This window comes from Nostoc sp. (assembly GCF_036919555.1).
Taxonomy (GTDB): domain Bacteria; phylum Cyanobacteriota; class Cyanobacteriia; order Cyanobacteriales; family Nostocaceae; genus Nostoc.
The window spans coordinates 153,071-172,383 of sequence record NZ_JBALCS010000008.1; the positions used below are offsets into that span (position 1 = coordinate 153,071).

The 19,313-nt window shown below is 41.0% G+C and carries 15 protein-coding genes; 12 read left to right on the forward strand and 3 right to left on the reverse strand.

Annotated elements, in window-relative coordinates; genetic code table 11:
* Positions 1-47: 47 nt before the first annotated feature.
* Entirely contained in the window at positions 48-701 is a 654-nt protein-coding gene (locus tag V7K36_RS03220) for a glutathione S-transferase family protein (RefSeq protein ID WP_335113143.1), read from the reverse strand.
* Between the two features lie 366 nt (positions 702-1,067).
* On the opposite strand from V7K36_RS03220, the gene V7K36_RS03225 reads away from it, so the two are divergent.
* A complete protein-coding gene (locus V7K36_RS03225) occupies positions 1,068-1,520 on the forward strand; it encodes an HNH endonuclease (RefSeq protein ID WP_335113145.1) in 453 nt (150 codons plus the stop codon).
* Here the strand turns inward: V7K36_RS03225 and V7K36_RS03230 are convergent.
* On the reverse strand, positions 1,508-2,050 hold the full coding sequence (locus V7K36_RS03230) for a peroxiredoxin family protein (RefSeq protein WP_335113147.1): 543 nt from the start codon (positions 2,048-2,050) through the stop codon (positions 1,508-1,510). The two genes, V7K36_RS03225 and V7K36_RS03230, sit on opposite strands and share 13 nt — an antisense overlap.
* Positions 2,051-2,772: 722 nt before the next feature.
* Positions 2,773-3,384: a peroxiredoxin gene (locus V7K36_RS03235; RefSeq protein ID WP_334832267.1), complete on the reverse strand. Its 612-nt coding sequence runs from the start codon at positions 3,382-3,384 to the stop codon at positions 2,773-2,775.
* A 130-nt stretch (positions 3,385-3,514) separates the two neighbouring features.
* Between V7K36_RS03235 and V7K36_RS03240 the strand changes: the two genes are divergently transcribed.
* From V7K36_RS03240 to V7K36_RS03290, 11 genes are all read left to right on the forward strand, one after another.
* On the forward strand, positions 3,515-5,677 hold the full coding sequence (locus V7K36_RS03240) for an amylo-alpha-1,6-glucosidase (RefSeq protein ID WP_335113149.1): 2,163 nt from the start codon (positions 3,515-3,517) through the stop codon (positions 5,675-5,677).
* Between the two features lie 283 nt (positions 5,678-5,960).
* Positions 5,961-6,938: a DUF4351 domain-containing protein gene (locus V7K36_RS03245; protein WP_335113245.1), complete on the forward strand. Its 978-nt coding sequence runs from the start codon at positions 5,961-5,963 to the stop codon at positions 6,936-6,938.
* Positions 6,939-7,163: 225 nt separating this feature from the next.
* Complete coding sequence (locus tag V7K36_RS03250; RefSeq protein ID WP_335113150.1) at positions 7,164-7,658, forward strand: zinc ribbon domain-containing protein; 495 nt, start codon at positions 7,164-7,166, stop codon at positions 7,656-7,658.
* A 480-nt stretch (positions 7,659-8,138) separates the two neighbouring features.
* Positions 8,139-8,393, forward strand: a complete 255-nt coding sequence (locus V7K36_RS03255) for a hypothetical protein (protein WP_335113152.1) — start codon at positions 8,139-8,141, stop codon at positions 8,391-8,393.
* A gap of 55 nt (positions 8,394-8,448) precedes the next feature.
* Positions 8,449-8,997 (forward strand): hypothetical protein, encoded by a 549-nt coding sequence (locus V7K36_RS03260; RefSeq protein WP_335113154.1) that lies wholly within the window; start codon positions 8,449-8,451, stop codon positions 8,995-8,997.
* Between the two features lie 851 nt (positions 8,998-9,848).
* The gene (locus V7K36_RS03265; protein WP_335113156.1) at positions 9,849-11,591 is read left to right on the forward strand and encodes a Mu transposase C-terminal domain-containing protein; all 1,743 of its coding nucleotides are present in this window, start codon (positions 9,849-9,851) and stop codon (positions 11,589-11,591) included.
* A 9-nt stretch (positions 11,592-11,600) separates the two neighbouring features.
* Positions 11,601-12,428, forward strand: coding sequence for a TniB family NTP-binding protein (locus V7K36_RS03270; protein ID WP_335113158.1), 828 nt, complete (start codon positions 11,601-11,603; stop codon positions 12,426-12,428).
* Position 12,429: 1 nt separating this feature from the next.
* Positions 12,430-12,951: a TniQ family protein gene (locus V7K36_RS03275; RefSeq protein ID WP_335113246.1), complete on the forward strand. Its 522-nt coding sequence runs from the start codon at positions 12,430-12,432 to the stop codon at positions 12,949-12,951.
* Positions 12,952-13,205: 254 nt separating this feature from the next.
* Entirely contained in the window at positions 13,206-14,678 is a 1,473-nt protein-coding gene (locus V7K36_RS03280) for a DEAD/DEAH box helicase (RefSeq protein WP_335113160.1), read from the forward strand.
* 12 nt (positions 14,679-14,690) lie between these two features.
* Positions 14,691-16,526 (forward strand): helicase-related protein, encoded by a 1,836-nt coding sequence (locus V7K36_RS03285; RefSeq protein WP_335113162.1) that lies wholly within the window; start codon positions 14,691-14,693, stop codon positions 16,524-16,526.
* Positions 16,436-19,165 carry a DUF1156 domain-containing protein gene (locus tag V7K36_RS03290; protein WP_335113248.1) on the forward strand — a complete coding sequence of 910 codons (2,730 nt, stop codon included), beginning with the start codon at positions 16,436-16,438 and terminating at the stop codon, positions 19,163-19,165. The genes V7K36_RS03285 and V7K36_RS03290 overlap by 91 nt, the downstream gene beginning before the upstream one ends.
* Positions 19,166-19,313: the final 148 nt, after the last annotated feature.

Below are 19,313 nucleotides of genomic sequence, written 5' to 3' on the forward strand. Positions count from 1 at the left end.
TTGTAGAGACGCGAAACTTCGCGTCTCTAAATTAATTAGGTATGAATTTACTGCGCCATTCTCGCTACCACAATGGACTTGAACTCTTCCATTGCCTCCGGTGTAGCCTCGGTAGCTTGCCATGATGGACGTGCTACTAACCGATCGCACCAAGCATTTAATTTTGGATAGTCACTTAAGGAAATGCCTACACTTGGCAATACATTTACTACAGTTCCAGCCACAACTTCGGCGAGAGTCAGGTTGTGACTAACAAAGTAAGGGCGATCGTCAAGTAAACTTTCAAAAAACTTCAGCACTGTGGCAATTTTTTGCTGTGCCTTCTCGATTTTTTCTGGATCTCCTCCAGGCAGTCCGAGAAACTGAGGTAGAAAGGTGGTGGTTGCTGGCAAAAGTTCATTTACAGTTACCAGTTGTACCATGCGTGCGATCGCTAAATCTTTGGCATCTTTAGGCAACATCACAGGCGTGGGGTATTTTGCCTCTAAATAGTCCAGAATTGCTAAAGATTCAACTACATTCAAGCCGTCATCTACCAAAACTGGAATGTGATGGAAGGGGTTAATCGCCAAAAACTCTGGTTTAAACTGCTCTCCATCAATTTTTATTTCTACCAATTCAAACTCAAGTCCTTTTTCCAGGAGAGTAATCCAAACGCGGCGCGAGTTGGGAGAAAAAGGCTGGTGATAAAGGGTCAGCATGAGAGAAAATAATAAAAATTATAATATTAACACCAAACTTTAACTACTAAACCTTCCTCAGTAAATTGTCGAATATTTTACCATCTAACCCCAGTCAACCTGATAACCAAAATGCTCGATTAAGGAGATACCCATGAAAGAATTAATGAAATAGCCTTCATCTTGGCTACCAAATGGAATAAAACTTAATCTTTCTGATCAATTTCGTCCTTTTTCTTTTACTGAAGAATTACAGATTCGTTTAGAGGAACTCTTAGAAAAAAATAAAGAAAATCTACTCAATCCAGATGAACAAGCAGAGTTAACTGGTTTATTGGAATTAGAAAAAATTTTTAGTTTTATCAACGCTAAACTCGCTTCTTAATTGTGGTTATCAACAATTTTATTCGTTTAAACGTCCGCAAAAGGGCAAAATATTTGTGTGAATATTGTCACTCACCAGAACGCTCAAATGCTACACCCTTTACCATTGATCATATTATTCACCAATCTTTAGGAGGATCAGATGACCTCAAGAATTTGGCTTTAGCTTGTCATCGTTGTAATCAAAGCCGGTATAATTTTACAACTGGGATTGATCCAGAAATACAAACAGAAGTTCCATTATTTAATCCTAGAAATCAAAATTGGTCAGAGCATTTTATCTGGACAAAAAATGCGTTAAAGATTCTTGGAACAACTCCTATAGGTCGTGCAACTTGCAGTCGGTTTGATTTTAATAATCAAGACCACGATGATGGTTTTATTCTAAATTCCCGTCAACTTTGGTTAACAGCAAGTTGGCATCCACCTATTGATGATCCATGTCAACAAGAATAAAAATGTTTTAACAATGTCTCAACACTGGCGTTGTGATCCAGAAAAGAAAATAAATGCCAGTAGCGGAGTTTTCCTTCTTTATCTAATACAAACTGTGCTGGCAAAGGCGCTCCAAGTGCTTGTCCTACTTGATAGGTACGAAACACTCGACAACTAGGATCACTCAGCAACGGTATTTTTAAACCTAAATCCTTCACAACTATTTGACTCTGCCGTTCATCGGTACTAGTAATCATTAAAACTTCTATACCGCGATTTTTAAATTGTTCGTAGTTCTCATTCAAAGCTTTGATGTGAGGAAAACAAAATGGACAATATTGCTTTTCGGTAAAGATCCGAGTCAAGGCAAGTAACACTGGTTGCTTGCTTTTATAATCAGACAATTTTACTAAAGTTCCGTTGGTAATATCTGGCAATTGAAAGTCTGGTGTTCCCACTCCCAACCTGAGTTTATTGCTAGCTGGAACTGGTAAAAAATTGCGGAAGAATCGCTCATTTAATAAGCCACTAAAATCAGTTGAAGTCAGCATAATACCATTTTGGATTTTGGATTGTGAAAGAGTTATTGGTAATCGCTGTGCAACTTTTACTCAAACCTAACCCCCCAGCCCCCTTCTCTACCAGGCTATCCATTAGTCACATCTTTCTTTACAATCTTGAAACGCTTGTTTTATAAGTATCTTGAACACTGAGGTGTCAGGTATACTTGACAAATTAGCTCTTTGTCTTCTCGCTAAAATTAGGTTTTTATTGAGAATTAACAACGAACGAATAAGGCTTAGAAAAAACGTGAGTGAATACTCTCACAAATGTTAAGAAAGATCCGGGTAATGGATAGCCTACCAGGCAAGGGGAGAATTCAAAGCCTCTCAAAAAGCAGGCTACGGTGTATACACAAGTTATCGATTACCCAAAATCCTCTAAAACCTCACCCTGTCCTATCTTTAATCCCTCTCCTTACTAAGGAGAGGGACAGATTTTGCGTAGCAAAACCAGGGTGAGGTATCTCAGGAGCGTATGAGACTTAACCGGAAATAGCGTTCAGAAAGCACTTGTGTATACACCGTAGCTCCTTGCAGCAGAGGGGTCAGAATATTAAGTTGCACATCGCGTTAAATACTATTTTATGAAAAAACCACAGATAGATACGGAGGTTAACACTGTTTAATGTGCCTCTCTGTTTATCTGTGGTTTTCATTGATTTTGCTCTCCATTCCAACAGGATGGATTAGAGTTTGCTAGCTAGCGAAATTTAGACGGCAGAGAAGTAGACTTTAGACTTCACTGGGTCAGGATTCATTGTCTTGTCACCAGGTTGCCAACCAGCTGGGCAAACTTCGTCGGGATGAGACTGAACATACTGAATTGCTTGTAATGTCCGCAGGGTTTCATCAACGCTGCGACCAAAAGCTAGATTGTTGATAGTGGCGTGCTGTATGATACCATCTTTATCAATGAGGAACAAACCACGCAAGGCAATGCCTGCTGCTGGGTCAAGAACGTTGTAAGCGGCGCTAATCTCTTTCTTGATGTCGGAGACTAGAGGATAATTCAGGTCGCCAACGCCACCAGATTTACGATCTGTTTGAATCCAAGCGAGGTGGGAGAATTCACTATCAACGGAAGCCCCAAGGATCTCCGTATTAATTTTATTGAATTCTTCGTAGCGATCGCTAAATGCTGTGATTTCAGTGGGACAAACAAAGGTAAAGTCTAGTGGATAGAAAAACAAGACGACATACTTTCCGCGATAATCGGAAAGTTTGATTGTCTTAAATTCCTGATCTACCACAGCCGTTGCTGTGAAATCGGGAGCTTGTTGACCAACGCGGATGCTTGCTTCGGTTCCGTAAGTAAGGGACATTAGCCTAATTCTCCTTTATTCGTTTAGTAGCGTTGGAATTCGGGTTAAGTAAACTCACCCATCCACGCTCTCACAGTTTAATTACAATCTGTTACGACTATATCATACTCATAACGATTTTGAGTAGCAAATGCTTGATTTAGACACAAGAGAATGGGTACTTACCAATGGCTTGGGAAGTTTTGCCAGTGGTACAGTTTCTGATGTCCGCACGCGCACTTATCATGGTTGGCTGTTTGCCGCGACAAACCCGCCTTCTGGGCGGACTCTATTGTTTTCGCACCTAGAAGCTAGCTTGGAAGTATTAGGGAGCGTTGTAGCACTGGGGACAAACTTTTGGGGTAACGGTCAGATTGAGCCGACGGGCTACGAACTGCTACGTTCTTTTGATATTAACCCAGTTCCAAAATGGATTTGGGGTCAAGATAACTGGCAGTTAACTAGACAATTGGTGATGCCTTATGGTTGGGAAGGGAGTAGCGAAGAGAATCCCACTCCCGACTCCCGTACAGACGCAATTAATCGCGTCTCTCCCACTCCCTACTCCCAATTTTGCCATCGGATTTTAATCCACTATCGCTACGAGGGAAGTCATACAGCGATTTTACGGCTGCGACTGTTGATCGCAGAACGTGACTTTCACCATCAGCAGACTGCTAGCGCAAAATTACAGTTCTCGCAAATGCTAGGACAACAGCAAGTCTGTCTGCAAGCAATCAATTCAGGGCGCTTCGGTATACCTTGGCACTTGCGCTGGACACAAGGAAATTATCAACCAGATGCAGTCTGGTATTGGTATTATGGATTGCCTGAGGAGACGAAACGGGGATTAGGCGACAAGGAAGACCTCTACAGTCCTGGTTACTTGATAGTCACACTCCAACCAGGAGATGCAGTGACTCTAGAAGCACGAGTAGGTTTTCCAGACTCGATGCTAAGTGTTATGACGGATAAAACCTTTGCAGAAGCTGTGGAGGCAGAGCAAGACCGACTCTCAGAGATTTTTGGATGGGGAGAGGGAGGCAGGGGAGCAGGGAGCAGGGAGCAGGGAGCAGGGAGCAGAGGGGAAAGAGGTAATTTTAATTCTCCCCCTTGCACCCTGCCCCCTGCCCCTCTGCCTCTTATGCCCAATGCCCACTCCCCACTCTGGCAACAACTACTCAAAGCAAGCGATCAGTTTATTGTCTATCGAGCCTCAATTGCAGGCCCCACAGTTATTGCTGGTTATCACTGGTTTAATGACTGGGGACGCGACACCTTAATCGCCTTACCGGGGTTAGCACTAGTTCCACAGCGCTTTGATCTGGCAAAAGGAGTATTGCGAACTTTTGGGCATTATTGTCGCTACGGTTTGATTCCTAACGCATTTCCTGATCTCAATGGCGAACCAATTTATAACAGTATTGATGCAGCCTTATGGTGGATTGAAACTTTAGGACTTTATTTAGAAGCTACCCAAGACTGGAATTTTTTGGCAGAGGAATTCCCTGTAGTACAGCAAATCTACAAAGCATTTGTCGGTGGTACACATTTCAATATCCAGGTCGATGCTACTGATGGGCTAGTTAGTTGGGATGCTCGTGGTGTAGCCCTCACTTGGATGGATGTGGTAATTGGGTCACACCCTATCACTCCCCGTTACGGTAAGCCAGTGGAAATCAATGCGCTGTGGTATTCTGCTTTATGTTGGCTGAGTCAGTGGGCAGAGCGATTGAGCCAGCTTGAGTATGGTTCGCCAGTGCGTCTCACTAAGCAAGCACAGCGTTATGCTCAACAAGCACAACACGTAAAAACCTCGCTGCAAAAGTTCTGGAATCCTCAGCTGGGTTATCTGTACGATACTATTGAGCCGGACGATCGCCGTAATTTTCAAATTCGTCCCAATGCTGTTTTGGCGCTGTCGCTGCACCATTGTGGCTTTTCTGAACAGCAAGGGTGTCAGATACTAGATTTGGCAACTGCCAGCTTGCTGACCCCCTATGGTCTTCGCAGTCTCGATCCAGGAGATCCAGAATACAAAGGGAAATACCAGGGCAACCAAGAGCAACGCGATCGCGCTTATCACCAAGGTACTGTTTGGGCTTGGCTAATTGGCCCATATATTCGGGCTTGGCAACGTTTTTATCCACAGCGATCGCTGCCTTTTGATTGGCAACCCCTGCTAGATCACTTCCTATTTGACGCTTGTCTTGGTTCTATTTCTGAGATTTTTGATGGCGATTCACCTCATACACCCAGAGGTGCGATCGCTCAAGCTTGGTCAGTTGCCGAAGTCATCCGCCACATTCAATAGTGCTGAGTATAAGAGATAGCTATAGCTCACCACTCACTATTTGTAAATTTTTATCCCAAAAGTGTAACAACAGCCTGAATTTCCAGTTGTTCTGATGAAAATTTTTCAGCGATAAAGTATTTAGTTGTTCAAGTAAAATAGCACCATCAAAAGGTGGTTTTGATCCCAAAATCTCTGTTTGCTGACTTTTGTATATAATTTTCTTGACCGAGGAACTTCTAACCTGCTGAAAAATATCGGCTGCTCACATCTTAATTATCAAGAACATGAATCTACCAATCACATGAGCAAGGAACGAGAAAGAGCCGATAATGATTCCCCGTGGAAAGAAATCCTAGAAGCTTACTTCCCCCAAGCAATGCAATTTTTCTTTTTGCAAACAGCAGCACTAATTAATTGGGAACGTCCCCACGAGTTTCTTGATAAGGAATTTCAACAAATAGTTCGGGGAGCAGAACTTGGTAGAAGATATGCAGATAAATTGGTCAAAGTCTGGCAAATTCAAGGAGAGGAAATTTGGCTGTTGATTCATGTCGAAATTCAGGCAAAATCGGAAGATAATTTTGCTCAAAGGATGTTTTCCTACAACCTGCGAATTTTTGAAAAATTTGCTAAACCAGCCATTAGCCTAGCAATTTTGTGCGATGCTGACTCGACTTGGAGACCAAATCAATACAGTTATAATTATCCCGATTGTGGTCTGCATTTTAGATTTGGAACCGTCAAACTGCTCGATTATCAAAATCGATGGACAGAGTTAGAAAAGAGCGATAATCCCTTTGCTATGGTGGTAATGGCACATTTGAAAACCCAGCAAACTACTAAACAGCTGGGAGAAAGGAAAACATGGAAATTTAGTTTAATTCGGCGATTGTATGAACAAGGGCTGCAAGAAAGGGATATTCGTAACCTCTATCGTTTTATCGATTGGGTTATGATTTTACCAAAAGGATTAGAAGCAGAATTTTGGCAGGAGTTTAAACAATTCGAGCAGGAGCGTACCATGAGTTACATTACCACAGGCGAGCGTATTGGCTACGAGCGAGGCAAGGAAGAAGGAAAACAGGAAGGTGAGCAAGCACTCGTCCTACGACAGCTACAAAAACGGGTAGGAGAGTTACCACAACAGGTTCGAGAACAGATTCAGAGTCTTTCTCTAGAACAATTGGAAGCACTGGGTGAGGCTTTGTTAGATTTTAGTGCGATCGCTGATTTGCTCAACTGGCTACAAACTGATCAAACAGTTAGTGCTGAGTCCTGAGTATTAGAGGTCAAACTTACCTCTTACAGAGCAGTCAAAGTTACTCTATCTTAACTCCACTTACCACTCACTACTTATAACTTTTAAAGTGGCTCAGGTCGGAGCTCATGGGTTTGGTATAGGGTTGATTGTAGGTTCATGTAAAAAAATTAGTGATTTAATTAATAAAAAACCGCCTACCAAACAGTTAAATTAACTAAAATTGTGAATTGTATCTATAAATTTATGACATTACAAGCACAACTAGGATTTTTAGCTTTTTCTTTGATATGTGTTCCTTTATTAATTATTCCTATAATACATTATTTCAATAATAAAATAGGCTATCCTTTTAATGAAGGAGTTCTTAATGCTTTAGAAAAAGGCACTGATGAGATGTTATGTAAAGCTAATTACTGGCTATTACTAACTATTGCAGTAGCTCAGACAAGTATTATTTTTGGTTCAACAGATAAGTGGGAGTCACTTTTTGCTGTAATATTTGCTTGGTTAATAGGATTAATTCCTGGCTTCATAGCATATAACAAAGGAAGAAATTTTTATAATTGGTGGATGTATGGACATCTAATGTTTATTTTTGCTTTGCCTCATGCTCTTCTTTTAAAAGAAACAGAAAATTCAATGATTAACAAAGGAATTTATAAAATATGTCCTTATTGTGCAGAAACTGTGAAAAAAGAAGCTACAGTATGTAAACATTGTGGTAATGCTCTAGTTTAAAACCCTTTATATTAGCCTACACAACTCTATCCATTAAATAATCTGCCGCTTCCTCTTCATCATAATAAGTATTATTACTCTCTCTTCTCTTCCAGGCATAAGCAGCTCAAGCTAAACTCATAACAGTATCTGTGGCTTAGACCTTTGTCATCTAACTTATAAAATCTCATTTTAGTTTTAAGTTGCTTTAATCTGTCCTGCTCATCATAAGGAATTACAAGTTTACCCTTCTCTACAATCCCTGCTAGGTTAGATAGCATAAAGGTTTTATGGTTATGCTTATTGTTCTTAGCAGGTTTTTTAGTAGAGTTATTTCCCAGTAAAGATTACAGACTAGAATTTTATTTACAACTTTTTTATAACTCAATAAAGGCTTTGTTTTAAGTCTTTTTGAAGATAAAACTAAATTCAGTATTTTCTCTCTGTCGGTTAAATAATCTACTGGATAAGCTATTAAAAGCTCTAATAGTATTCAAATTAATGTCTAATAAGATTAAATATAGTGCTGCTTTATTTGTTTCTTTAGTTATAGGTTTGATTGGAGCTAACACCATTAAACCTTCCACTTACAGCTACTGTGCATTTGCAGTAGGAAGTTTTGATAATTGCAGTATGAACTTCACTGCAATTGATAAAGATAAAACTTTTTCAGATCAAATACAAAGAGGATTAATAGTTGGGGCAGCTACAGGCGTTCTTCTATTTGGGGGAATAAATATATTGTCTAAAAACTGAAGATTATGTTTCAGATCCCAATAATGGAAAAGTAAATTCAGTAGCTTAGATAAAAATGAGACTTAATAAAATTTTTTTACCTATGATCCTGGCTTGCATAGTAGCCTGTCCAGTATTAGCCCAAGCAAAACCAACTATATGCGCTTTTGATGAAGAGACTGCTTCTGAGATTAAAAGGACAGTAACCTTAACTAATATGGGAATAAAAATATCTATTCCAGCTAATTATAGAGCAATAGCTATAGCAGATGGCTCTATAGAATTTGTAGATAATGGCACTTATCAATTGTTCCAATGTGTAGCTAAGAATCCTGGGGCAGGAGGTAGAGGATATTTTGGTATAAAGGTATATAAATCAAAAATTAATTATTTATACAGTAATGTACAAGATATGGTTCCAGGCAAACCAAACTTCTTCATTGTCTGGGAGAAAAAGCAAGAAAATGATACTACCTTTCACAGTCTGAAGTTAAGAATCAAAACTAAAAAAGCTATTTTAGAAGTTGAAAATGTAAATGATAATGGCCCTATAACCACTGAAAAGGAAGCTCAAGAGTTAAGAACTGGACTAATTGAAATAGCAAGCATAATAGATATACTTTAAAAAATATTGCGGTAATTGAAGATAAACAAAGTTTATTAGGCTCCCTAGTACTATTGATAACTAGTCTACATTCACAAATTAGATGTCGTAGATTAACAAATTAATGTCGCTGATTTTAGCCTACAAAACCCTTGCTATACAAGGTTTTTATTAATTTATATGATTATCCAAAAGTGACTAGAGATTTTCAATGTTTTCACAAATTGAGGTCGAAAAAGCAAAATTTTCACATTTTAATGGTCGTTTATTTTATTATCTAAGAAAGTCTGCTATTAAATAACTTCACAAATTAAGTGTCGCATCCTTGATAGCGGCAATGTATTTATGTAAGGAATAAAACCTGAGTAATAGTGGTATAGACTGCATCAGTGTTAGAAAATTCACTGCGCTAGTGTGTTCAGTGTACAACTAAAAAAGTTAGCTATTAATCTTACATAATGAGGTTTGGAGTTGTGGTGTTTGAACCTGAAGATATTTTGGAGGGAACCCGTTAGATTCGTCCCTTTCTTCCAGAACTTTTAGGAAATGATGCAGTTCAAGTAGACCGCCAATTATCTGAACTGTTGGCACAAGCTAAAGCTGGGCAATGGGTAACTTTCTCTTGCCTCCTATTCATTGCTGCTAAATGTAAATTAGTCCAAACTCAAGTTTTACGTCACAAAAGCATTTTGAGGAGCCATTGATAAATAACTTTACACACAATAAGTTTAGTTTTGCACACTATATGTTAGTGTAACAATATTCGTGCAATCCAATTCGCAATATAAATTGAGCCAATTCTCTGATCGCAATCTCCAACCTCAGAGGCTATTTAATGCTCTTAATTAACTTAAACTTTTGTTAAGTTAACAATGTATCAAAAATTAGAAGATACTTATCTTGTAAGCAAAGATGATGCTGTTGAATTACAACAGCATCAAAATTCTACAACCTGGTCTAAATTGCCGTCACAGGAGTTAATTACTGACGAAGTAAAGCTGAGAATGGAGGTAATTCAAAGCCTAACTGAGCCATGCGATCGCAAAATCTACAGCTTGAAAAAGAAGGAAGCTGCCGAAAAATTGGGTGTGTCAATTCGCCAGGTAGAGCGGTTACTGAAAAAATGGCAGGAAGAAAGGTTAGTTGGGCTGGCGACAACACGCTCAGACAAAGGAAAACACCGCCTTGATCAAGAATGGGTAGATTTCATAATTAATACTTACACCGATGGCAACAAGGGTAGCAAGCGAATGACTCGCCATCAGGTGTTTTTAAAAGTTAAGGGTAAAGCCAAGGTAGAAGGTCTTAAAAAAGGTGAGTATCCTAGCCACCAGTCAGTTTATAGAATTCTAGACAAACAGATTGAGGAGGAAGAAAGAAAAAATAATGCACGTAGTCCTAGTTACTCAGGAGAAAAACTCACTCACATGACCCGTGATGGGCGAGAGTTGGAAGTCGAAGGCAGTAATGATGTCTGGCAGTGCGACCATACTCGCTTAGATGTAAGGCTGGTGGACGAATATGGAGTTTTAGACCGTCCTTGGTTAACTATTGTGATTGACTCCTACTCTCGTTGCTTAGTAGGTTTTTATTTGGGATTTGATAGTCCTAGTTCTCAAATTGATGCCCTAGCTCTCCGTCATACAATTTTGCCCAAATCCTATGACTCTGAGTACCAACTACGTAACGAGTGGCTAACTCACGGAAAACCTAACTACTTTTACACCGATGGTGGTAAAGATTTTACTTCTATCCACACCACAGAACAGGTTGCAGTGCAAATAGGTTTTACTTGCGCTCTGAGAAGACGACCATCTGATGGTGGAATTGTTGAACGTTTTTTTAAAACACTTAACGAGCAAGTATTAAATCTTCTGCCTGGATATACAGGATCAAATGTGCAGAAACGCCCAGAAAGTGTTGATAAAGATGCTTGCCTGACTCTCAAAGATTTAGAGATAGTTGTAGTGCGCTACATCGTTGATGAGTACAACCAGCATACAGATGCCAGAATGAAAGACCAGTCTCGAATTGGGCGCTGGGAAGCTGGATTGATGACGGAACCATACCTTTATAATGAATTGGACTTAGCGATTTGTTTAATGAAGCAAGAACGGCGCAAAGTTCAAAAATATGGCTGTATTCAATTTGAAAACTTGACCTATCGTGCAGATCATTTGAGAGGTCGAGATGGAGAAACTGTAGCACTGAGATATGACCCTGCCGACGTAACAACACTTCTTGTATACAAAATTAATGCAGACAGCACAGAAGAGTTTCTCGATTATGCCCACGCTCAAGGTTTGGAAACAGAACATCTATCTTTACGAGAACTCAAGGCAATTAATAAGCGGTTAAAAGAAGCAAGCGAAGAAATAAATAACGACTCAATTTTAGAAGCAATGCTTGATCGGCAAGCATTTGTAGAGCAAACAATTAAACAAAACCGCAAACAACGCAGACAAGCTGCAAATGAGCAAGTTAATCCTGTAGAGCCAGTGGCTAAAAAATTTGCTGTCCCTGAGCCTAAAGAAGTTGAAATAGAAAGTGATGCAGAAGCGGAAATACCAAAGTATCAAGTTCGCTATATGGATGAATTTTTTGAAGAGGATTAGGTACAGAATATGACAGATGCAAAACAATTGGACTTTTTTGAGGAACCCACGCCAGAAATCCAAGCTCACATTGAACGTTTGAGTCGCGCTCCTTACTTAGAATTAGACCAAGTTAAACTTTGTCATACTTGGATGTACGAGTTAGTTCTTTCTAAGATGACTGGTCTATTGGTAGGAGAATCACGCTCTGGAAAAACAGTTACTTGTAAAGCTTTTAGAAATAATTATAACAAGTTACGGCAAGGACAAGGACAGCGAATAAAGCCTGTCGTCTATATTCAAATTCCCAAAAACTGTGGTTCAAGAGATTTTTTCATTAAAATTCTCAAAGCTTTAAATAAACCATCGAATGGAACAATTTCTGATTTGAGGGAACGCGCACTTGATAGCCTTGAAATACATCAAGTTGAGATGCTAATTATTGATGAGGCAAATCACTTAAAATTTGAAACTTTTTCAGACGTGCGGCATATTTACGATGATGATAATTTAAAAATCTCGGTTCTCTTAGTAGGTACTACCAGTCGGCTATTGGCAGTTGTAAAACGCGATGAACAAGTTATTAATAGGTTTCTAGAGCAGTTTGAGCTAGATAAACTGGAGGACAATCAATTTAAGCAAATGATTCAAGTTTGGGAACGAGATGTGCTTAGATTGCCCGAAGAATCCAAATTGGCAAGCGGAGATAACTTAAAGATTTTGAAGCAGTCAACCAAGAAATTAATTGGTAGGTTAGATATGATTCTTCGTAAAGCCGCAATTCGTTCATTATTGAGAGGTTATAAAAAGGTTGATAAAGATGTTTTAAAAGAAGTAATTAGTGCTTCAAAACTATGATATGGAAGAAAATTTAGCAGAAGAAAAGATACTTTGGTTAAGTAAAGTAAACCCTTATGAAGGGGAAAGCATTAGCCATTTTCTAGGTAGATTTCGTAGAGAGAAAGGAAATAAATTTTCTGCTCCTAGTGGATTAGGTGATGTCGCAGGACTTGGATCTGTGTTAGCACGTTGGGAAAAGTTTTACTTTAATCCCTTCCCTACTCATCAGGAGTTAGAAGCACTAGCAACTGTGGTGCAAATTGATGCAGATAGATTGCGAGATATGTTACCGCCTGCTGGTGTAGACATGAAACATAGTCCAATTCGATTATGTGGAGCCTGTTATGCAGAGTCACCTTGCCATAAAATCGAGTGGCAGTTCAAAAAGACAGTGGGATGCGATCGCCATCAGTTACGCTTATTATCAAAATGCCCTGTCTGTGAAAAACCCTTTCCCATTCCGGCTTTATGGATAGACGGGCAATGCCAGCGATGTTTTACATCCTTTGCAGAAATGGGAGAATATCAAAAGCATTATTGAGTAAGAAAATTTCTATTAATACTTTGACAATACAGTACCTCGAACATAGTTATCATATTGCGATCGCTTAAATCAGCCCTCAATTAAGCAACGCCATTTTCTAGGCAATATCAAACTACTACAGCTAAAATCAGTAAATATACTAGCTACCAACCAGTCTAGTGTCTCTTATGGTCATAAGGAGCAACGTCAGATCACAAAACATTGGTATCTACATTGCCACTGACATCTGCCAAAAGGCAAAACACCGCAATATGATTAGACTTGAGGATCTGACGAAAGGCACGCAAGTGCAAGGTATTCTGCCAAATAGTATTGTCGCCATCGTCGATGCTCAATGGCATGGCTCTGATGTTGTGGAATTAACATACAAAGATGCTAGCGGCACGCTAGGGAATGAGTTGGTCTTTCGAGATAGAGAACCTACCCTGGAAATAATCACATCTGGTGGTGCTTGGAGTTTCACTGCTGATGGGGCTAATTTTCGTCTGGCATCAGAAGCGCACCGCATCCGTCTAGCTTATCTCTTTGACCCCTTGCTAGCTGTTCACACCTCTCTAGTGGAACCTTTACCACACCAAATAACAGCCGTTTACGGGGAAATGTTGACTCGTCAACCTCTGCGTTTTCTCTTAGCAGATGACCCTGGTGCAGGTAAAACTATTATGGCGGGGTTGCTGATGCGGGAATTGCTCATTCGAGGCGATTTGCATCGTTGCCTTGTGATTTGTCCTGGCAGTTTAGCCCCACAGTGGCAAGATGAATTGTCGCAAAAGTTTCATTTACGCTTTGAAATTCTCACCAATGATCGCATTGAATCGGCAGTAACTGGAAATGCTTTTGCTGAAATGCCATTGCTGATTGTGCGACTGGACAAACTCAGCCGTAATCAAGATTTACAAGCAAAACTAGCACAGACAGACTGGGATTTGGTTGTTTGTGACGAAGCTCATAAAATGTCAGCTTCGTTTTTTGGTGGTGAAATTAAAGAGACGAAGCGCTACAAACTTGGCAAGTTACTATCAACTTTAACCAGGCATTTTTTATTAATGTCAGCGACACCACATAACGGGAAAGAGGAAGACTTCCAGCTGTTTATGGCATTGTTGGATGGTGACAGATTTGAAGGGCGCTTCCGCGATGGTGTTCACGTAACAGATACTTCCGACTTGATGCGGCGATTGGTTAAAGAAGATTTGCTGAAATTTGATGGAAAACCGCTATTTCCAGAACGCCAAGCTAGCACTATAGAATATGAGCTATCAGATTTAGAAGCGGTACTTTATAAGCGAGTCACTGAGTACGTCCGCGAGGAATTTAATCGTGCCGATGCTTTAGAAAATGAAGGGCGCAAAGGTAATGTTGGCTTTGCTTTGACTATTTTGCAACGTCGGCTTGCTTCTTCACCAGAAGCTATATATCAATCGCTGCTACGTCGTCGCGAAAGGTTGCAAAAACGGCTGAGGCAAGAAGAAGTTTTGAGGCGTGGAAGTAATGCAATCATCATTGAATTTAAGCAGGTTCTGGATCTGGAAGACTTAGAAGATATTCCTGGTGAAGAACGAGAAGCAACAGAACAGGAAGTAGTTGACCTAGCTACAGCATCACGGACGATCGCAGAATTACAAACAGAAATTAAGCTTTTAGAAGAATTAGAGCAACTGGCACTACGAGTGCGACGTAGTGGTAAAGATAAAAAATGGGAAGAACTCTCGAATCTCTTGTAAAATGATGCCGAAATGTTCAACGCCCAAGGACATCGGCGCAAGCTCGTGATTTTTACCGAGTACCGGGACACATTAAATTATTTGACAGATCGGATTCGGACGCTACTTGGACGTAATGAAGCTGTGGTAAATATACATGGCGCAATGGGACGCGAAGAACGCCGCAAAGCGCAGGAGGCGTTTACCCAAGATATTGAAGTACAAGTCTTAATAGCTACGGATGCTGCGGGTGAAGGGATTAACTTGCAAAGGGCGCACCTTATGGTTAATTACGATTTACCTTGGAATCCTAACCGCCTAGAACAGCGTTTCGGGCGAATTCACCGGATTGGGCAGACGGAGGTATGTCACTTATGGAATTTAGTGGCAAAAGGCACTCGTGAAGGCGATGTCTATTTGGCGTTATTGAAAAAGATAGAGGCAGAGCAGAAGGCACTGGGAGGTAAAGTATTTGATGTATTGGGAAAAGCGATCGCAGGGACGGAATTACGAGAGTTATTGATTGAAGCAATTCGCTATGGCGATCAACCAGAGGTGCGAGATAGACTGAACCAAGTCGTACATGATAAACTCGACCAACAGCGACTACGCGAACTTTTAGAAGAACGGGCTTTGGCACGAGATTCGATGGATATCGCCAAAGTGCAGCAAATTCGGGAAGAAATGGAAAGGGCGCAAGCGCGACGGTTGCAACCTCATTTTATTGCTTCTTTCTTCCTAGAAGCATTTACCCAATTAGGTGGAACATTGCGTCAACGTGAACCCCAGCGTTACGAAATCAGTAATGTTCCGGCAGTTATTCGCAATCGAGGGCGGCAAATTGGTGTCGGAGAACCGTTGCTGCTACGCTACGAACGCATCTGCTTTGAAAAAGATTTGATCAGCATTTCTGGGAAACCGCTAGCTGCTTTCATCTGTTCTGGACATTCTCTACTTGATGCCACAATTGACTTGACTTTGGAACGACACCGGGATTTGTTAAAACAAGGCACTATCTTAGTGGATGAAAATGATTCCAGCGAAGAAACCCGCGCCTTAGTTTACTTACAACATTCTATACAAGACGCACGGACAAATCTAAATGGCTCTAGGCGTTTAGTATCCCGGCGGATGCAATATGTGGAAATCAACCCAGAAGGCAATACTTACAATGCAGGTTACGCACCTTACCTGAATTACCGTCCGCTAACAGACGAGGAAAAGGGTGTTGTGGAAACAGTTTTAGAAGAATCTTGGTTGCGAGAAGATTTAGAAGCAAAAGCCAAGAGTTATGCGATCGCTCACCTTGTTCCCCAACATCTTCAAGAACTCAAGCAGCGCAAAGAGGAACTGATTGCTAAGACGATGACAGCAGTAAAAGATAGATTAACCAAGGAGATTAATTACTGGGATCATCGGGCAGGAGAACTGAAAATGCAAGAGGAAGCTGGCAAGCCTAATGCCAAAATTAACTCAGGTAAAGCACGTCAGCGAGCCGATGATTTGCAAGCAAGGTTAATGCAACGCTTGGAGGAATTAGAGCAAGAACGTAGATTATCGCCATTACCGCCTGTGGTGGTTGGGGGTGCGTTGGTAGTTTCAGTAGTCTTACTGCAACGAATGCAAGGCAAACAACAGGCAACAACAGCGATGTTTGCTAGGGAGACGGAACGGGTAGAACAGGCAGCAATGACGGCTGTGATGGAAGTAGAACGCAATTTATCGAAGTCGCGTTACCACTGGAAGCAATTAACAAAGAATCTGCAAGAGAAAACTATATTTATAGAGGTAATCCTTCAGCAATACACAAGTGGTGGGCACAACGACCTTTGGCAGCTTGCCGAGCTGTATTATTTGCATCTTTGGTAGATGATCCGTCCAGTCATACCGATAAATTCCCTACAGAAGAGAGCCAAAAAGAAGAGAGAGAAAGATTATTCAAAATAATCGAAGAATTGGTAAAGTGGGAGAATACTAATAATGAGAAAGTTTTAAACGAAGCGAAAGCAGAAATTCTGCAATCAACAAATAATAATCCACCGCCTGTCCTAGACCCATTTTGTGGTGGGGGCAGTATACCTTTGGAAGCTCAAAGATTAGGTCTAGAAGCACATGGGAGTGATATTAACCCAGTAGCGGTTTTAATTACCAAAGCCTTGATTGAAATTCCGCCAAAGTTTGCTGATCAGCCTCCAGTTAATTCTAGAGTAAGGGTCAACAGTAGTTTACCTTTACAAAAATGGTATGGAACACAAGGATTAGCAGAAGATGTACGCTACTACGGACAATTGATGCGGAATTTAGCTTTTAAACAAATTGGACCTCTGTACCCAAAAGTGAATTTGCCAAAGGAATATGGTGGTGGTGAGGGGATGGTTATTGCTTGGTTGTGGGCAAGAACATTGAAATGTTCCAACCCTGTTTGTGGCGCACAGATGCCATTAATGCGTTCTTTTGCGCTTTCGACAAAGAAAAATAAAGAAGTTTGGGTAGAACCAATTATCGAACGCAGTCAGCACCCGGCTGTAGTAAGGTTTCAAGTAAATACTGGTAAGGGAAAGCCACCAGGCGGAACTGTTAGTCGCAAAGGAGCAACTTGTATTTGTTGCGGTACACCAGTGCCATTGAACCATATCCGGGCTGAAGGGCAAGCGGGACGGATGGGCGCACAATTACTAGCTATTGTCGCAGAAGCCCAACGTCAACGAGTTTATTTGACAGCTGATGAAAAACACGAGGGAATGGCAATTAAAGCACAGCCAAAGTGGAAGCCAGAAAGTGAACTTTCTACACATCCTCAATACATGGCTACTCCTCGTTATGGAATGACTCGCTATTGCGACCTTTTTACATCACGTCAACTATTAGCTTTAACCACCTTTAATGACTTAATAAGTGAAGTACGAGAAAAGGTACTTGTTGATGCTATTGCAGAAGGGATGCCTGATAATTGTCTACCACTTTGTGAAGGTGGCACGGGTGCAACTGCTTATGCAGATGCAGTAGCGATCTATTTAGCATTTGCAGTTGATAAGCTTGCAATGTACGGATGTTCTCTTGTCCCGTGGTATGCCAAAGAAGATCGTCCGTCTATGTTATTTGGACGGCAAGCAATTTCTATGGTTTGGGATTATGCAGAAGTAAATCCTTTCTCAAGCATTGGTGGTTCAGCAACAAAGTCAGTTGATATCGTTGCTGATTCAATTGCAACAATTGCAAACAGAAGCTCAGGATTTGTCACCCACAAAGATGCAACTACACTATCAGCTACTCCCTCACTAATTTCAACTGACCCACCTTACTACGACAATGTACCATACGCTGATCTTTCAGACTTCTTTTACGTCTGGCTTCGTCAGTCACTAGGCAGCATTTACCCTGATTTATTTGGCACGCTTCTTACACCTAAATCGCAAGAGCTAGTAGCAGACCTATATCGGCATGGCAGTCGGAAACAAGCGCAAAAATTTTTTGAAGAAGGTTTAGGAAAAGTTTTCTCTTTGATCCGCACATTGCAACTTAATGACTATCCTTTCACTATTTACTATGCTTTCAAGCAGACTGAAAATGAGAAGGATAAAGATAACGATATGTGTAAGGATAGCGTCTTGAGTACCGCTTCTACAGGATGGGAAACCATGCTAGAAGGACTGCTCAATGCAGGGTTTACAATTACTGGAACTTGGCCAATGCGAACAGAACGTTCTGGGCGCTTGCGTGAAAGCGGCAGCAATGCCCTCGCATCGTCTATTGTACTCGTTTGCCGCCCTCGCCCAGAAACCGCCCCATCCACAACCCGCCGTCAATTCGTCAACACCCTTAAACGTGAACTTCCCGATGCGTTACAAAAACTTCAACAAGGCAACATTGCCCCGGTCGATTTAGCACAAGCCAGCATTGGCCCTGGTATGGCAATTTACTCCCGCTATAGCAGAGTCCTAGAATCAGATGGCGAACGGATGCTTGTGCGTACTGCCCTACAGCTGATTAATCAAACTTTAGATGAATTCTTCGCCGAACAAGAAGGAGAATTTGATGCTGAAACTTGCTTTGCTTTGATTTGGTATGAACAGCATACCTTTAATGAAGGGTTATTTGGCGATGCTGAAACCCTCTCCAAAGCTAAGAATACAGCCGTGCAAGGCTTGGTAGACGCTGGCATCCTCACTGCCAAGGCGGGTAAAGTGCGACTATTGCGCCGCGACGAATTACCCAAAAATTGGAACCCACAAATCGATAACTGTCTTGTCTGGGAAGCAACACAACACATGATTCGGGAATTGCAAGACGGTGCTGGAAATCAAGGTGCTGCAAATTTACTCTCTCAACTGGGAACCATAGGAGAAGCAGCAAGGGAATTAGCTTATCGGCTGTATAACATTTGCGACAGAAAAGGCTGGGCTGCTGAAGGTGTCGCTTACAACAGCTTAGTGATTTCCTGGCCAGAAATTTCTCGCCTCGCTGCTGAAAGCAAAGAATCGACTCCCTTACAAATGGCTTTACTTTAATTACTTTCGACTCTCGTTATTAGCCTCAGCCTATTAATACATTTTAGGTGGCTCTAACATCCAGAGTAGATGTAGCGATGCCTACGGCGGGCTGCGCCAACGTGAGGCAGCAGCCCTGAGTTAAAAGAAAAACTAGTATAAAAAATCT

Coding starts and splice junctions, on each gene's coding strand:
- V7K36_RS03275 (WP_335113246.1), top strand. CDS start 12,430: ATGGAAGAAAATTTAGCAGAAGAAAAGATACTTTGGTTAAGTAAAGTA.
- V7K36_RS03270 (WP_335113158.1), top strand. CDS start 11,601: ATGACAGATGCAAAACAATTGGACTTTTTTGAGGAACCCACGCCAGAA.
- V7K36_RS03245 (WP_335113245.1), top strand. CDS start 5,961: ATGAGCAAGGAACGAGAAAGAGCCGATAATGATTCCCCGTGGAAAGAA.
- V7K36_RS03255 (WP_335113152.1), top strand. CDS start 8,139: ATGTCTAATAAGATTAAATATAGTGCTGCTTTATTTGTTTCTTTAGTT.
- V7K36_RS03220 (WP_335113143.1), bottom strand. CDS start 701: ATGCTGACCCTTTATCACCAGCCTTTTTCTCCCAACTCGCGCCGCGTT.
- V7K36_RS03235 (WP_334832267.1), bottom strand. CDS start 3,384: ATGTCCCTTACTTACGGAACCGAAGCAAGCATCCGCGTTGGTCAACAA.
- V7K36_RS03250 (WP_335113150.1), top strand. CDS start 7,164: ATGACATTACAAGCACAACTAGGATTTTTAGCTTTTTCTTTGATATGT.
- V7K36_RS03240 (WP_335113149.1), top strand. CDS start 3,515: ATGCTTGATTTAGACACAAGAGAATGGGTACTTACCAATGGCTTGGGA.
- V7K36_RS03265 (WP_335113156.1), top strand. CDS start 9,849: ATGTATCAAAAATTAGAAGATACTTATCTTGTAAGCAAAGATGATGCT.
- V7K36_RS03285 (WP_335113162.1), top strand. CDS start 14,691: ATGTTCAACGCCCAAGGACATCGGCGCAAGCTCGTGATTTTTACCGAG.
- V7K36_RS03280 (WP_335113160.1), top strand. CDS start 13,206: ATGATTAGACTTGAGGATCTGACGAAAGGCACGCAAGTGCAAGGTATT.
- V7K36_RS03260 (WP_335113154.1), top strand. CDS start 8,449: ATGAGACTTAATAAAATTTTTTTACCTATGATCCTGGCTTGCATAGTA.
- V7K36_RS03230 (WP_335113147.1), bottom strand. CDS start 2,050: ATGCTGACTTCAACTGATTTTAGTGGCTTATTAAATGAGCGATTCTTC.